Raw genomic sequence first — 13,951 nt, 5'->3', positions numbered from 1 at the left:
CGGCGGCCGCCGCAAGGCACTGCTGGATGAAATCACCCAAGCCAACCCTGGTATAGATTCGGTAGAAATCGACGTGAGTAACCCGGCGGAGATCGCCAGCGTCGCGGCAGATCTCATCCATAAGTACCCGGAATTGAATGTCGTCATCAATAACGCCGGCATCATGCCGTTCGACGATGTAACGGGCCCGCTCGACGATGCACAATCCACTTACCTGGTAGACACGAACCTGCTGGCACCGGTACGTATCAGTGGCGCGTTCATCGAACACCTGAAACGCCAACCACTGGCGTACATCATCAACAATAGCTCCACGGCTGCTTTTATTCCGATGGCAATGTTCGCGCTCTATTCCGCGACCAAAGCCGCCATCCACTCTTATTCGCTGTCCCAACGCTTCGCGTTGCGCAACACCAGCGTGCACGTCCTGGAAATTGCGCCACCTTGGGTTGATACCGACCTCGTTTATAAAAGCGGTGACGAACGCGCCTTGCAACTGGAGCCCTTCATCGAGCAAACGATGGCGTTGCTGGAGACTGCGACAACCGAGGTCGTCGTTGATGCTGGCCGCCAACTGCGCAATAGCGCAGGCCCGGGCGAACACGATGTCGTGAACTATCTCAACCAAATGTTCATTGACCATCCACTTCCGAAACCTTGACCTCGGGTCGGCAGGCCATCAAGCCATCGATGGCCTGCTGATTGCGCCAACGTCAACATTCCACGCGGGAAATTTTACCTTGAGTCTTTTTAACGATTTCAAACTGGGCGACCTGGTTCTGAAGAACCGCTTCGTCATGGGCCCGATGACACGCTCCCGTGCTTTTCAAGACATCGCCACTGAACAAACGGCGCTGTACTACACCCAACGCGCCACCGCTGGCTTGATAGTTACCGAAGGTACGCCTATCTCGCGAGAGGGCCAGGGCTACCTGTTCAACCCAGGCATTTACACGCCAGAGCAAATTGCCGGTTGGAAACTCGCCACTGATTCGGTGCACAGCGTCGGCGGCAAGATTTTCGCCCAGTTGTGGCACGTGGGTCGCGTCTCCCACACCTCGCTTCAAATCGACGGTGCCGCACCTGTCAGCGCAACCGGGAAGGCTGCAAATGGCGCTACAGCCTACGCCTACACCGAGAATGGTGAGCCAGGTTTTATGCCGACATCCACGCCCCGTCCCTTAGCGACCGACGAAGTACGCCGCGTGGTCGAAGACTTCGCCCAGGCCGCTGCTAATGCCATAGAAGCTGGCTTCGACGGTGTTGAGCTGCATGGCGCCAACGGCTATCTGCTCGAGCAGTTCATCAACCCGCTGGTCAACGACCGGACCGATCACTACGGCGCGCAGAACCTGGAAAACCGCCTGCGTTTTGTTTTCGAAGTGGTGGACGCTGTGTGCGAGCGCATCGGCGCAGATCGTGTGGGCATCCGTATTTCGCCTTACGGTCAGTTGATGGACATGCCGCTCTACCCGGAAATCGACGAAACCTACATGGCCCTCTGCGCGGGTCTGGGCGAGCGAAATATTGCCTACGTTCACGTCATGGATCAAACACACTTTTTCCTGGCAGCTGAGAATTCGATAGCCCGCGAGGATGCATTGAAGGCACTCCTACGCAGCTGCCGCAAAGGCCTGAACACGACCGCATTGATCCTGGCTGGAAACATGACACTGGAGCGTGCCCGCGAATTGGTCGAAGCCGATCTGATCGACTTGCCGGCGTTCGGCCAACCCTTTATCTCCAATCCCGACCTAGTGGCGCGACTGCAAAATGGCTGGCCGCTGACGCCGCCGGATCGTGACACCTACTATCAGGGCGAAGCCGAAGGCTATATCGACTACCCGCCGTACGCGGGATAGGTTACCGCTTGGATGATTGCCCCCCCAGACCAGAGTAGGCGGCGAAACCTGCTCACTTTGGCTAGGGGCATTGCGTATCGCGTTAATGGATAGGTGAGCCCAATGTCTGAACAAACCCTGGCTGTACACTCCCCTTACGATGGCACTGTCATTGGCAAAGTGGAGGTCTCTACCCTGGCAGATGTGGAGCAGGCGCTGGCTGTCGCGCATAGTATTTTCCGCGACCGTAACCAGTGGCTGTCAAAGCCAAAGCGCATAGAAATCCTGCACCGCGCCGCCGAGTTGATCAGTACGCGCAAGGTACAGATTGCGACCCAGGCCGCCAACGAAGGCGGCAAACCGTTGAAGGACTCCATCACTGAAGTAGAGCGCGGCATCGACGGTATCCTCAACTGCATCGAAGTACTTCGCACTGAAGCCGGTCATGTTGTCCCCATGGGCTTAAACGCTACTTCCGCAAATCGTGTGGCGTTCACCCAATATGAACCTATCGGCGTAGTCGCCGCGGTCTCGGCGTTCAACCATCCGTTCAATTTGATTGTGCACCAGGTGATACCGGCCATTGCTGTCAGCGCGCCAGTGATCGTAAAACCCGCATCCAACACTCCGCTCAGTTGCCAGACCCTGCTCGATATTTTGGCTGAAGCTGGCCTGCCAAAAGGCTGGGCTCAAATGGTGCTGCCAACTGAAAACGCTATTACCGGCAAGTTGGTTTCTGACCCGCGAGTAGGTTTTTTTAGCTTCATTGGGTCCGCTGCCGTCGGTTGGATGTTGCGTTCGACCCTTGCCCCAGGCACTCGTTGTGCTTTGGAGCACGGCGGCGTGGCGCCGGTGATCGTCGCTGCCGACGCTGACCTTGACGACGCCCTGCCACGTATCGCCCGCGGCGGTTTCTGGCACGCCGGACAGGCATGCGTCAGTGTGCAGCGAGTTTTCTGTCACCGCAGCATCGCCACACAGGTCGCGGTGCGTCTAGGCCATATAGGTAATGCTTTGATGGTCGGTGATCCAGCTAGCATCCATACCGACGTCGGCCCACTGATCGCCGAACGCGAAGTTGAGCGAGTTGGCCAATGGGTCGATGAGGCCATTGCCGGTGGTGCACGCTTGATCACAGGCGGTAGTTCGCTGAGTCACAACTGTTATGCGCCCACGGTGTTGTTAAATCCGCCGATTAACTCGAATGTGATGCAGAAAGAAGTGTTCGGACCGGTGATCGCGGTGTACGCCTACGAAGACCTCGCAGATGTAATTAAGCTGGCTAACGCCCTGCCGTTTGCCTTTCAGGCCGCAGTGTTCACCCAGGATCTGGACACCGCCATGCAGTGTTACCAGAACCTTGACGCTACTGCCGTCATGATCAATGAGAACACACTGTTCCGAGTGGACTGGATGCCGTTCGCCGGAGCGCGGTTGTCCGGTCATGGCGTAGGTGGGATCCCGCACACCATGAAGGAAATGCAAGTCGAGAAGATGATGGTCTGGCGCTCTCGGGCAGTACTCGGTTGAAAGCATGATGCTTGGCCAGACAAGCTTCTGGCCGAGATTCCCACCGCATAAAACTTCCATAGGCGCGAGGTACTCGCCATGAGCCAAAGACTGAATAGAATCAAAGGTATTTTGGCTGCAGAAGCCAAGGCTATCAGCAGTGTTGAAATCGACGATCGTTACGACCAAGCCATTGAACTGATGAAAACCTGTGAGGGAAAACTGATCATCACCGGCATCGGCAAAGCGGGGTTTATCGCTAAGAAATTCGCGGCGACGCTTTGTTCAACGGGAACCCCTGCTGTCTACATTCATCCCGCAGAGGCCGCTCATGGTGATCTCGGCGTCATCGAGAAAAATGACCTGATTTTTGCGTTTTCTACCAGTGGGAAAACTCGAGAAGTCATTGAACTGATTAAGTTCAGCCGGCACCTTACTTCCGGGAAAGTTATCGCTATCACTTCTCATCCAGAAAGTGAACTCAGGGACAACGCTGATCTGGTTCTCGATATGGGAATTATAGAAGAACCCTGCTACTTGGGCTTGACTCCAAGCGCGAGCATCGCAGTCATGAGCGCGATTAGTGACGCTATTACTCTAACGCTGATGGAGGAAAAAGGAATCACGCGCCACGATTATGGTATTCGCCATCATGGTGGTTACCTAGGCCATAAGGCCAGGCTGGACAATGAATAAAAACTTAAAGCGACCGTAACCAATGAATCGTAGCAATCTGTACGGTATCGATTTTAATTTGTTAGTCATTTTTGAGACGCTGTTTCAAGAGCGGAGTATGGCTGGTACCGCGGAGAAGCTGTCGCTAAAACAACCGGCTGTCAATGCAGCGCTGAAGCGCTTACGCACACTGCTTGACGACCCCTTGTTTGAGTACATTGGGCGGAAGATGGAGCCCACAGCCATGGCAATACGCGCTGCACATATGCTTACCCCAGCTCTGGATTCAGTCTGTACTGCAGTGAGTGCGATGAGCAACGTTAAGCCAATGATCAGCCCTGTTGAGTTTCACATCGGTGTCAATCTTGACATTGCACCCGCTCCGCTCTCTACGTTGACCAAGAGAATCACGTCAGCAATGCCTGGTGTAGGGTTAGTCGTACGGTATACAAGTGCCGAACAAATGTCTGAGATGTTAATGTCTGGCGACATTTCAGTGGGTGTAGGCCACGCACCCAATTTAGCGCCTGAACTACAGAAAACCGCACTCGGAAAAACTGCTATCTGTCTTGTTTGGCGCCGCGCAGATGAATCTGATCCGGCCGAGGTCTGGCTTCGAAGTGAACTATTGAAATGTTTCAACGAGAAAACCTAAACCCCATAGCCCTTACGAGATCAGAAAAGGAACGGATGGCCAATGTCGATCTCAAGATGATCACAGCACTGCACACGTTTACTCGCTCGTTCAACATGATTGGCGGACCATCGGTAACATTGTCTTGTGGCGTGGGTGAAAGCACGACTCCTATTGTGTTTCAGCTGGTAGGAGCGCAATTTTCCGAGGACAGGCTACTGAATCTTGGCCACGTGTTTCAGCAGAGTACCGAATGGCATCGCCGTCGCCCCGACCTCGCATCCTGAGGCAGCGCGTGCCTAACCAAATCCCGCGCGAGGGAGTGTCTGATGAACGCTGTTATAGAGCTGTACGGCGCCCAAACCGGCAACAGCCTGAGGGCTGCAATCGCCCTGGAAGAAGCAGGTGTGCCGTACACGGCACGCCTATTGAATCTGCGGGCACTTGAGCACCGCGCCCCGGCGTACCTGGCGCTCAATCCCGCTGGAAAAGTCCCGACGCTGGTTGATAACACATCAGTACCGGCACGGATCATCAATCAATCAAACGCAATCATTCAGTTCGCCGACGCTAGTGCTCCCGGCCGGCTAGCACCCGCACAACTTGGATCGGAACGTGATCGGGTTTTTGATCGGTACTTCTTTTTCGTGACTGACGTCATTGCGCCTAGCCATGCAGCTTTCTTCTTGCGCCAAACTGGACTTGACGATGCAGCTGCAAAGATCGAGCGGCTTGTCATCGAGCAACTGGTCTATTCGGAAAGTTTTCTTACCGACGCCTTCATGGCTGGCGATCATTTCTCCATGGCGGATATCTCAGCGTTCACCATTGCTGCATCAGTACGTGACAAATTGAACTGGGCAACGCTGCCTCGCTTATCGCGGTGGTTCAATGCAGTCGATGCTAGACCTGCCGTACAACGGGGAATAAGAGCTTTCGAGAATCCGTAGTCGCAATTTTGGGGAGCACTCTGACAACCAGATTCTCGGCCCACGTGCAAATTCTAAATTTGGCAAAAATCATCCAAAAACAGCCAATTTTTACTGATGAGGAATACTTAAGCTTATCCGTTTAGGGCTGCCGAGTTCTCGCGAGAATGAGTATGTACCAGGTCGCGGATCGTGCGTGGTTGTTCACTTATCACCTGTTCAGGCCGCTTACTTTGTAACTATGAGAGGCAATGAGTTCCACGCCCTCTCCAAGAAGCAAACCTATGCTTTCCGGATGGCTCTCTAGTGTCCTCGCCCGACGTAGTATTCACACTGCTGAGCTATCTGCCCACGTTCTTTACAGAACGCGTACTCTGCTTGATCGCCGCTGGAAGTCGTCCGGATCGACGTCGCCATAGAACCCAGCATATTGGCCGATGATTTTCTCCAGCCTGCTCGGTTCATGCCTCAGAAGGTAGGTTTGGGGGTATTGCTTGTCGGAGCTGGAGGCCGATATCAACCGGACTCCGTCGGCTCGGTGCCTTTGCCGAAATGGTGGGAATATTCCATTGGGCTCAAGCCGAAGCGGCGCGTAAATACCCTCCTGAGCACGTCGACGCTGTGGTAACCGTTCCGGCGACTGATGTCGTGCATCGATTTCTCGCCAAGCGCAAGCGAACGGCAGACAGCCTCCAGCCGGACGTTTTCGACGTATTTTGCAGGTGTGGTCTGCAATTCTCGCTGAAACATTCGTATCAACGTTCTGACGCTGGTTGAAACTCTGGCTGCCATTATCTCGACTGTGAGATCCATATGCAGATGCTCACTGATCCAGAGGCATAATTCGCTCAGACTTGAATTGTGCGCATGCTGTGACTGAAGCGCGAAGCTAAACTGCGCCTGTCCGCCCGGACGATGCAAGTACAGAACCAAATTCTTCGCTATCTCCATGGCGAAGTCGTTTCCAAGATCTTCACTTACCAGCGATAGCGCGAGATCGATTCCGGACGATATGCCAGCCGACGTGTAGACATTGCCGTCTTTCACCCAAATGGGAGACGGATCGACCTGTACCTTGGGATAGCGCTCGGCCAAGCGTCGTGCCACGCTCCAATGAGTCGTCGCCCTGCGGCCGTCCAGAAGACCCGCGGCAGCCAGCGCGAACGCCCCAACACATATAGAGCACACGCGCCGCACAGTCTTCGAGCGCGCTCGAAGCCACTCTATGGCTTCCTGGTCGATCTGTTCGAACGACCTGGAACCCATTGTCACGAGCAAGGTGTCAATGGGTTTGTTCGCACGCCGCTCTTGCTCGAGTGTGCTATGCCCTCTGAGTGCAATACCTGTTTCGCTCTCGAGGTGCACATCAGCGGCAGAGCTAACTAGTTCGAGCAAATAAGGGGCAAGTCCACCGCGGTCCAGTTGATTCGCCCACGCGAATACTTCCGCTGGGCCGATCACGTCGAGCGCGTCCACCGGTGGCAAACCCAATATGACAATCCGCTTTTGCCTCATGTTCGCAGGCGGAGCGGCTGGTTTCGTAAATTTTCTCATTGGAGGAGGCCCCGTGCGTCCGGGCTTAGAGTGAACATTTGTGGCAGAAATAGTCTTGGATCTGTCACTTGTGCTCCGTCCGAACAGCTTAGACTGAAATTCGCTGCCCCTCGCATTGCCTCGGCGAACCTGCCATTCGTGAGCACGTAGATAGACGCGGAGAACGGAAATGTTTGGCACTGGACACCTGTCACCACTCGAAAGTCCCGAGGCGGTCGCAACAGCTATTCGCCAATTTATGCAACATCTGAGGACATAGCTCTAAGGAGATGCCTGAAGGGCTGTTCGCCCTATGACCGTCGCTTGTGGGCCAAGTGGACAGGCCGGTTGCTGCAGAGGCTTGTGGCGTGGGTGGGAGCCAAGCGCACTATAACGAACCTTACCCAATCGGGGTAAGACGGAACGAGCGAACCGAGCATTCGCTTTGCAGTGTCAGTGCTAACTATTTGTTTAGGAGGTAAAGATGCGCTTCTTTCCGAAGGTAGTTGCTGCGCACAAGATTGATCCCGATAAGCGAGCGAGTGCAGTTGATTTCGTCAACCGAGTCAATTGGCTGTTCGAGACATGGGATCTCGAGGAAATGATCAGTTCATTTACTGCTGATGCGAAGGTCATTCATTTCAAGGGTGAAGTAAGCGGCGAATCCAACATCCGCCATTTTCTCACTGAGATCTATCCTTATCTGGTTCCAGGAATCAGTCGTTGCGGCTCAGGTCACATTGTTGATGAAGAAGAAAATGGACTCATCGCAGTCCGATATCACAACCTTCTTGTGCGCTACGCCGTACCGGAAGACGCTCCGAAAATGAGCGACGGTGAGCTGACCGAGAGCGATTATCTACCGATGATCTGGATGTATTCGCCAATGCTTGATCGACTTCGCGAGACCGAAAACGGTTGGAGGATCGCCGAGCGCTACATCGGCGGCTCAACGACGAATCGCCGACTGACGCCGCCAGATATCTCTGCCGCTGCAATACGACCTTTCCTGCCTGGTACTTAAGGAAAGCCAAGAGCGGGCTGCTCGGGCTGGCCAGCACTGGACATCCCGAGCAAGGGCCTTCGATCCTTCTATTGCACTGCCCCTGGAGTTTTGAATATGAAGATCAAGAATTCAGTCGTGTTCGTGACGGGAGCGAGTCGCGGACTCGGCCTGGCATTTTCCCGTGAGGCGCTCGCTCGCGGTGCTAAAAAGGTCTATGCAGGGATCCGCAACCCCGAAGACTTCACGGAGCCCGGCCTCGTTCCAGTCAAGCTCGACGTCACCGATCCAGAGTCCGTCATCGCGGCGGCAAGGATCGCATCCGATGTGACTCTTCTGGTGAACAATGCCGGGATTGCGGAGATCACCGAGTCGCCGTTTTCCGAAGGCGCAGATGATCAAACGCGGCGAATCTTCGAAACGAATTTTTATGGCCTTATGCGAACGACTCGTGCGTTTCAGGCTTCCCTTCCCAGCAATGGCACGGGCGGTATCATAAATGTATTGTCAGATGTCACCTGGAGAAGCGTGCCAATGCTTGCACCGTATTCAGCATCGAAGGCAGCGGCATGGAGCTATACCAACAACATCAGGGTGCATCTTAAAGAAAGAAGCATTCAGGTGGTCGGTTTGCATGTTGGCTTCGTAGATACCGACCTCACGAAGGGTTTCGACGTGCCGAAGGCGAACCCGATGGACGTAGTCCGCCAAGCCTACGATGCCCTTGAGGCGGGCGAAAGTGAGGTTCTGGCGGATGAAGGTACTCGTGCATTGAAGCAAACGCTTTCGTCCAAGGTTCCAGCGTACATCGATCCTGAAATCCTCTAGTCGAGGGACGCATGAACTGAATCTCACTCGAGACTCAGGCACTTTACGATCAAATTCAGCTCATTAAAACTTTGCACCAGATTCGCGCCACGTGCTGGTTGCACGTGCCGATAGTGAATGCTTCAGAAATGTCGTTAAGGGCCCTGTCACCTAAGAGCATCAGAGGAATGAGGTACTGGGTGATTCGGAGACTCGATGGCTCAAGCTGAGCATCGTATAAGCGAGTGATCTGCCGACTCGCCTTCCTTATTGCGGAACAATTGCACTGATCGATACCTAACGATTGGCTAGCCGGCAGCACCTCTATATTGACTCTCTGCGACTGATGATTGCTTAAGCATTTGCGTACTGGTTACGCATAGACATCTCGGTATTTTTCAATGAAAGCCTGCATGGACAGCGCGGGTGCGCCGGCACCCTTTCCACTACGTCATTCACAGCCGAGAAAACCCCCTCTTAGTAGTCCTGAGCGACTTCAACCAGATGCCGTACCAAGGCTGGCGGAAACTTGGAATCCTGCGTCAGGCCCGCTGTGCAGCGGAGATTAAAAGCGCTCGATAATCTGTAACGCTACCGGCTGAACTGTTGGACTCTGGTTTTTCTCCTGAGCAACGCATGGGTTTCGATCTTCGCAGCCCCCCATAGACGAATGTGTTTCTTGAGAACGACCGGTGACACTTGGCAGAGGCACGTGAACAACAGTGAAAGTCGGGGGCCGCGCGTTGAGTGACGATTCGGTATGCCTACAAGGCCAGAATAGATCCGCCTCAAAATCTGGCACAAATCATCCAGAAACAGTCAATTCTTACCTATGAAATAAACATAGAGTTGGTTTCGGCTGGTTCCCACTGGTGAATGCAAATATCCGGTATCCGTACCTTCCCCCTGCAGCGGCAGCCAGGGGAATCAGCCGCACAAACCGTACTGTCAGGTCGGTTCGAAAATGATCGAAGTAGGCTTACGGAGGAGGCCTTCTAGTCAGCCTAACGCAATGTGATACATCGCTTCATATGACGATAACAATTTAAATAACAAGCTCGCCATTGACAGTGACTAGGCCGTTTAGAAGTTCAAACCGAGGTGATGCGAGCAACGCCTACTAGGGCAGACACTTCGCTCAGAATCATCCGGTTGAGAAAAAGAAGCCAGTCCCGTCCGTAGCTGTATCGGGCGCAGGCTAGGAGCCGGCAGGCCGCTAGTTCTCCTGTTGTTCAGCGAAGTTGAATACCTCGGTCGAAATGAAGACTGGCGAGTGATTCCGTGGAGCTTGATACGCACGGTACGCGAGGCGAGAGCCGCTAAAAAGCTGTTGAACTTATCGTTCGACAGCTCTCACTTTCTTGCAATCGTAGTGGCGATGAGTGCCACAAAAAAGGAGTACCTATGATTTCCGGATGGCTCTCGAGCGTTCTCGCCCGCCGTAACATTCACTACGGCTGGGCCATGATCGCGGTCACTTTCTTAACCGCCCTGATCAGTGCTGCATCGGTAGGTGCGCCGGGTGTCTTTATCGTACCGATGCAGATGGAGTTCGGCTGGAACACCGTGGAGATTTCCTCCGCCCTTTCGATCCGTTTCGTGCTCTTCGGACTGATGGCTCCTTTCGCCGCCGCACTGATGAACAGATACGGCTTGCGCCATGTCACCCTCACTGCATTGACGATCATTGTGGTCAGCCTGTTGCTTTCGCTCGGCATGACGAAGGTCTGGCAACTGGTAGTCTTGTGGGGCGTCGCAGTCGGCATCGGCGCAGGCATGACAGCGTTGACACTCAGCGCCACTGTCGCGTCGCGTTGGTTCAGTGCTCGTCGAGGCCTCGTCGTTGGCGTGCTCACCGCCAGTACAGCGACTGGGCAGCTTATCTTTATGCCTATTCTCGCAAGTATCACCGACCAATGGGGATGGCGCTGGGCTCTCGGTTTGATGTGCGTCATGTTGGTGATTGCTGCATTGGCGGTGCTGCTGGTAATGCGCGATCGTCCAAGTGACATGGGCTTGAGGCCCTACGGAGATGTCGGAACTGATCCGATCACTGTACCTACGTCAAGCAGCGCATCGATCATCGCCGCCTCAATCGGCGCCCTGCGCGACGCCGCAAAAACCAAGGTGTTCTGGATCCTGTTCGGAACATTCTTCATCTGTGGCGCGACAACCAACGGCCTAGTGCAAGTTCACTTGATCCCGATGTGCGGCGACTTTGGTATTTCCCAGGTGAAAGCTGCCGGCTTACTCGCAGCCATGGGTGTATTCGATCTTGTCGGTACCATCGCGTCCGGCTGGCTGTCCGATCGCTTCGACAACCGCCACCTGCTGTTTTGGTATTACAGCCTTCGTGGATTGTCATTGATCGTGCTGCCTTTCACTGACTTCTCGATCTACGGCCTTTCATTGTTCGCTGTGTTTTATGGCCTCGACTGGATCGCGACCGTTCCTCCAACCGTGCGTCTTGCGGCCTCCCGTTTTGGTGCGGAGCGCGCAGGACTTGTATTCGGGTGGATTTTTGCCGGTCATCAAATCGGTGCGGCCGCCGCCGCTTTTGGGGCCGGTTGGTCACGGGTGACACTCCTGAGCTACCTGCCTGCATTCTTCACAGGCGGTGCGCTTTGTCTGATCGCTGCGGTAGCCATCATGACGATCAGACAGCAGGAAAAGAAAATCGCAACGACAGTCCCAGCTGCGAGTTGAGCAAAACGAGATAGGTCAATTCATGCGGTTGGTGGCTCCGTTCGCGCAAACCGCTAGGGTTTCGAATTCTGATGCTTTTCGTTAAATCCTTAGCTCAGGGAGGAGCACACACACTGAAATTCGGCAGCACATTCATCTTCATATAGGCACCTGCACATGAATACTCTTTTAACTCGCCGCAACGTGATCGCAGGCATGGGTGTGCTCGGCCTGGGCATTTTTGTAAGCTTCAATAGCTTCGCTTCGACCTTTAAAAACGGCTGGGATTTGAGAGGTCAAACTCGCGGACGTTCGTTCACCTTGAACGACACGCAAGGCAATCAAAAGACACTGTCGAGCTATCAGGGCTCGGTCGCGATGATTTTTTTTGGCTTTACCCAATGCCCTGCCGTTTGCCCTATCACACTGTCCAAAGCCGCAAAAATCAAAAAACTTTTAGGTCCTGATGGCGACCGACTGAAGGTCGTCTTTATCACGTTAGATCCAGAGCGCGATACGCCAGCCGTCCTGGACGCCTATGTAAAAACTTTCGATCCAACGTTTGAGGCACTGTATGGAAGCCTCGAAGTCACGGCGGCAACGGCTGCAGAATTTGGTGTTATCTATGAAAAAGTCCCCCTCGGCGAGACCTACACCATTTCTCACACCGCAATGAGCTATGTCTATGACTCCAAGGGGACGTTGTGCCTTGGGTTGAGTCAGTCGCTCACGGAACAGGAATGCGCGGAAGATCTACTCACTGTCATGAAGGTCAGCTAATGAAATCTCAATCCTACAAAAAATCGCTCATCAAGCCTCTGGGGCAAATCGCACTACTTTTTTCGTTGTTGGGAATGGCCTGGCAAGCGAGTGCTCAGACCAAAATTGAAGACGCATGGATTCGGGCAACCGTGCCTGGGCAGCAATCGACCGGTGCGTTCTTGAAGGTCACGTCCAGTACGGACAGTAAACTGGTTAACGTTCAATCGCCGGCTGCAAAAATGGTCCAGATTCACCGAACGACCATGCAAAACGAAGTGATGCACATGGATCCCGTTGATTCGGTCACGTTACCTGCTGGCAAAACCGTCGTCTTTGATCCAAGCGGCTACCACGTGATGTTCATAGGGTTATCCGCCCAAGTGAAAGAAGGTGACAAAGTGCCTCTGACACTGACAGTGGAAGACGCTACCGGCAAGAAGGAGTCAGTCAAGCTGGACGTCGATGCACGAGCACTGAATGCTGACAGCGACGACATGAAGTAACCTCTCCCCTTCTTACTCGACGAAATTCAATCCTGGTGGTCAGGCTACGATTGCCAGGATCTGCGGCAAAAAAGCTTTTCAGAAAGTAAAGACTGAGCACCTCACTAGCTAATACTCAGCGATAGCCAAAATCCTTCTCACGCCCACGCTGCTGAAAGCAGCCTTACGACCTCCCTTTCAAATATCTAGGGCATAGTTGAGCAGCGACGCCATCGAGTTTTCAGAAACAGCCCAAAGCATTGATGCATCGATTAAGCGCTTTAACGCTACAGAGAGAGCTGGACGATAAGCAAATGCGCGAGCTCCAAACCCTGTTAACCAGTTAAGAATGTTTAGGGGCAATCATGACCACACCACGAATCTCCGCCTGCGTGTTTGATGCCTACGGGACTCTTTTCGACGTCCATTCTGCGGTCGCAAGACATGCCGATGCGTTGGGTAAGCACGCTCGCGAAATATCGATCCTATGGCGCACCAAGCAACTGGAGTATTCGTGGGTTCATACCCTGATGCGGCGCCATACAGATTTCTGGACGTTAACCGAGGCAGCGCTCGACTATGCCCTGGCTTTTTACAATGTGAAGAATGAGCGGCTAAAACAGACGTTACTAACAAGCTACCTGACGCTGGACGCTTACGCTGAAGTCCCAGCAGCATTGCACAGCCTTCGCGAAGCAGGCGTACGAACAGCGATCCTTTCGAATGGATCTCCCCGGATGCTGGAAAGCGCGGTTCGGTCTGCGGGTTTGGATATTTTGCTTGATGAGTGCCTTTCCATTGAGCAGGTACAAATCTACAAGCCGGATCCGGCGGCCTACGAGATTGCAGTAGCAGCACTGAATGTGTCGTCGACCGAAGAGATCGCTTTTTTCTCATCCAACGCTTGGGATGCCATAGGGGCTCATGCGTTCGGTTTCCACGCGTTTTGGCTTAATCGATCCAGGCAGCCCGAAGAATATGGGTTGTACGATAAGGCAACGAAGCTCGAATCATTGAGCGGCATAGCTTCGCGTGTGACTGCACAGATCCGCTAATTGATACGGAGGCAGGAGTCGGAGGAATCTGTCGGT

14 protein-coding genes are annotated in these 13,951 nt (G+C 53.8%); 13 read left to right on the top strand and 1 reads right to left on the bottom strand.

Features of this window, described 5'->3' with window-relative positions; genetic code table 11:
- The 7 genes from PMI36_RS16765 to PMI36_RS16795 form a co-directional block, all read left to right on the top strand.
- A partial coding sequence (locus tag PMI36_RS16765) for an SDR family oxidoreductase (RefSeq protein WP_008071445.1) occupies positions 1 to 661 on the top strand: 661 nt, incomplete at its 5' end.
- Between the two features lie 79 nt (positions 662 to 740).
- Positions 741 to 1,862 (top strand): alkene reductase, encoded by a 1,122-nt coding sequence (locus PMI36_RS16770; protein ID WP_008071443.1) that lies wholly within the window; start codon positions 741 to 743, stop codon positions 1,860 to 1,862.
- A 102-nt stretch (positions 1,863 to 1,964) separates the two neighbouring features.
- On the top strand, positions 1,965 to 3,371 hold the full coding sequence (locus PMI36_RS16775; protein WP_008071441.1) for an aldehyde dehydrogenase family protein: 1,407 nt from the start codon (positions 1,965 to 1,967) through the stop codon (positions 3,369 to 3,371).
- A 78-nt stretch (positions 3,372 to 3,449) separates the two neighbouring features.
- Positions 3,450 to 4,046 (top strand): SIS domain-containing protein, encoded by a 597-nt coding sequence (locus tag PMI36_RS16780; protein WP_008071439.1) that lies wholly within the window; start codon positions 3,450 to 3,452, stop codon positions 4,044 to 4,046.
- A gap of 22 nt (positions 4,047 to 4,068) precedes the next feature.
- Positions 4,069 to 4,680, top strand: coding sequence for a LysR family transcriptional regulator (locus tag PMI36_RS16785; protein ID WP_008071437.1), 612 nt, complete (start codon positions 4,069 to 4,071; stop codon positions 4,678 to 4,680).
- A 35-nt stretch (positions 4,681 to 4,715) separates the two neighbouring features.
- Positions 4,716 to 4,946, top strand: a complete 231-nt coding sequence (locus PMI36_RS16790; RefSeq protein ID WP_008071435.1) for a hypothetical protein — start codon at positions 4,716 to 4,718, stop codon at positions 4,944 to 4,946.
- A 42-nt stretch (positions 4,947 to 4,988) separates the two neighbouring features.
- Positions 4,989 to 5,609, top strand: a complete 621-nt coding sequence (locus PMI36_RS16795; RefSeq protein WP_008071433.1) for a glutathione S-transferase family protein — start codon at positions 4,989 to 4,991, stop codon at positions 5,607 to 5,609.
- A 495-nt stretch (positions 5,610 to 6,104) separates the two neighbouring features.
- On the opposite strand, the gene PMI36_RS16800 is transcribed toward PMI36_RS16795, so the two are convergent.
- Complete coding sequence (locus tag PMI36_RS16800; RefSeq protein ID WP_024777169.1) at positions 6,105 to 7,142, bottom strand: GlxA family transcriptional regulator; 1,038 nt, start codon at positions 7,140 to 7,142, stop codon at positions 6,105 to 6,107.
- A 463-nt stretch (positions 7,143 to 7,605) separates the two neighbouring features.
- Between PMI36_RS16800 and PMI36_RS16805 the strand changes: the two genes are divergently transcribed.
- The 6 genes from PMI36_RS16805 (at position 7,606) to PMI36_RS16830 (ending at position 13,915) form a co-directional block, all read left to right on the top strand.
- On the top strand, positions 7,606 to 8,145 hold the full coding sequence (locus PMI36_RS16805) for a hypothetical protein (RefSeq protein WP_008071431.1): 540 nt from the start codon (positions 7,606 to 7,608) through the stop codon (positions 8,143 to 8,145).
- Between the two features lie 96 nt (positions 8,146 to 8,241).
- A complete protein-coding gene (locus PMI36_RS16810; protein ID WP_008071430.1) occupies positions 8,242 to 8,952 on the top strand; it encodes an SDR family oxidoreductase in 711 nt (236 codons plus the stop codon).
- A gap of 1,383 nt (positions 8,953 to 10,335) precedes the next feature.
- Positions 10,336 to 11,637 (top strand): MFS transporter, encoded by a 1,302-nt coding sequence (locus PMI36_RS16815; RefSeq protein WP_008071429.1) that lies wholly within the window; start codon positions 10,336 to 10,338, stop codon positions 11,635 to 11,637.
- A gap of 156 nt (positions 11,638 to 11,793) precedes the next feature.
- Positions 11,794 to 12,396: an SCO family protein gene (locus PMI36_RS16820; RefSeq protein ID WP_008071428.1), complete on the top strand. Its 603-nt coding sequence runs from the start codon at positions 11,794 to 11,796 to the stop codon at positions 12,394 to 12,396.
- Positions 12,396 to 12,881, top strand: a complete 486-nt coding sequence (locus PMI36_RS16825) for a copper chaperone PCu(A)C (protein WP_008071427.1) — start codon at positions 12,396 to 12,398, stop codon at positions 12,879 to 12,881. The genes PMI36_RS16820 and PMI36_RS16825 overlap by 1 nt, the downstream gene beginning before the upstream one ends.
- 344 nt (positions 12,882 to 13,225) lie before the next feature.
- A complete protein-coding gene (locus PMI36_RS16830) occupies positions 13,226 to 13,915 on the top strand; it encodes a haloacid dehalogenase type II (protein WP_008071426.1) in 690 nt (229 codons plus the stop codon).
- The last annotated feature ends 36 nt before the right edge of the window (positions 13,916 to 13,951 follow it).

This window comes from Pseudomonas sp. GM79 (assembly GCF_000282495.1).
Taxonomy (GTDB): Bacteria; Pseudomonadota; Gammaproteobacteria; order Pseudomonadales; family Pseudomonadaceae; genus Aquipseudomonas.
Note: the sequence above shows the minus strand (reverse complement) of the source record. Positions and strands in the feature narration are given on the sequence as shown.

Coding starts and splice junctions, on each gene's coding strand:
- PMI36_RS16825 (WP_008071427.1), top strand. CDS start 12,396: ATGAAATCTCAATCCTACAAAAAATCGCTCATCAAGCCTCTGGGGCAA.
- PMI36_RS16795 (WP_008071433.1), top strand. CDS start 4,989: ATGAACGCTGTTATAGAGCTGTACGGCGCCCAAACCGGCAACAGCCTG.
- PMI36_RS16785 (WP_008071437.1), top strand. CDS start 4,069: ATGAATCGTAGCAATCTGTACGGTATCGATTTTAATTTGTTAGTCATT.
- PMI36_RS16810 (WP_008071430.1), top strand. CDS start 8,242: ATGAAGATCAAGAATTCAGTCGTGTTCGTGACGGGAGCGAGTCGCGGA.
- PMI36_RS16775 (WP_008071441.1), top strand. CDS start 1,965: ATGTCTGAACAAACCCTGGCTGTACACTCCCCTTACGATGGCACTGTC.
- PMI36_RS16780 (WP_008071439.1), top strand. CDS start 3,450: ATGAGCCAAAGACTGAATAGAATCAAAGGTATTTTGGCTGCAGAAGCC.
- PMI36_RS16790 (WP_008071435.1), top strand. CDS start 4,716: ATGGCCAATGTCGATCTCAAGATGATCACAGCACTGCACACGTTTACT.
- PMI36_RS16815 (WP_008071429.1), top strand. CDS start 10,336: ATGATTTCCGGATGGCTCTCGAGCGTTCTCGCCCGCCGTAACATTCAC.
- PMI36_RS16820 (WP_008071428.1), top strand. CDS start 11,794: ATGAATACTCTTTTAACTCGCCGCAACGTGATCGCAGGCATGGGTGTG.
- PMI36_RS16830 (WP_008071426.1), top strand. CDS start 13,226: ATGACCACACCACGAATCTCCGCCTGCGTGTTTGATGCCTACGGGACT.
- PMI36_RS16800 (WP_024777169.1), bottom strand. CDS start 7,142: ATGAGAAAATTTACGAAACCAGCCGCTCCGCCTGCGAACATGAGGCAA.
- PMI36_RS16805 (WP_008071431.1), top strand. CDS start 7,606: ATGCGCTTCTTTCCGAAGGTAGTTGCTGCGCACAAGATTGATCCCGAT.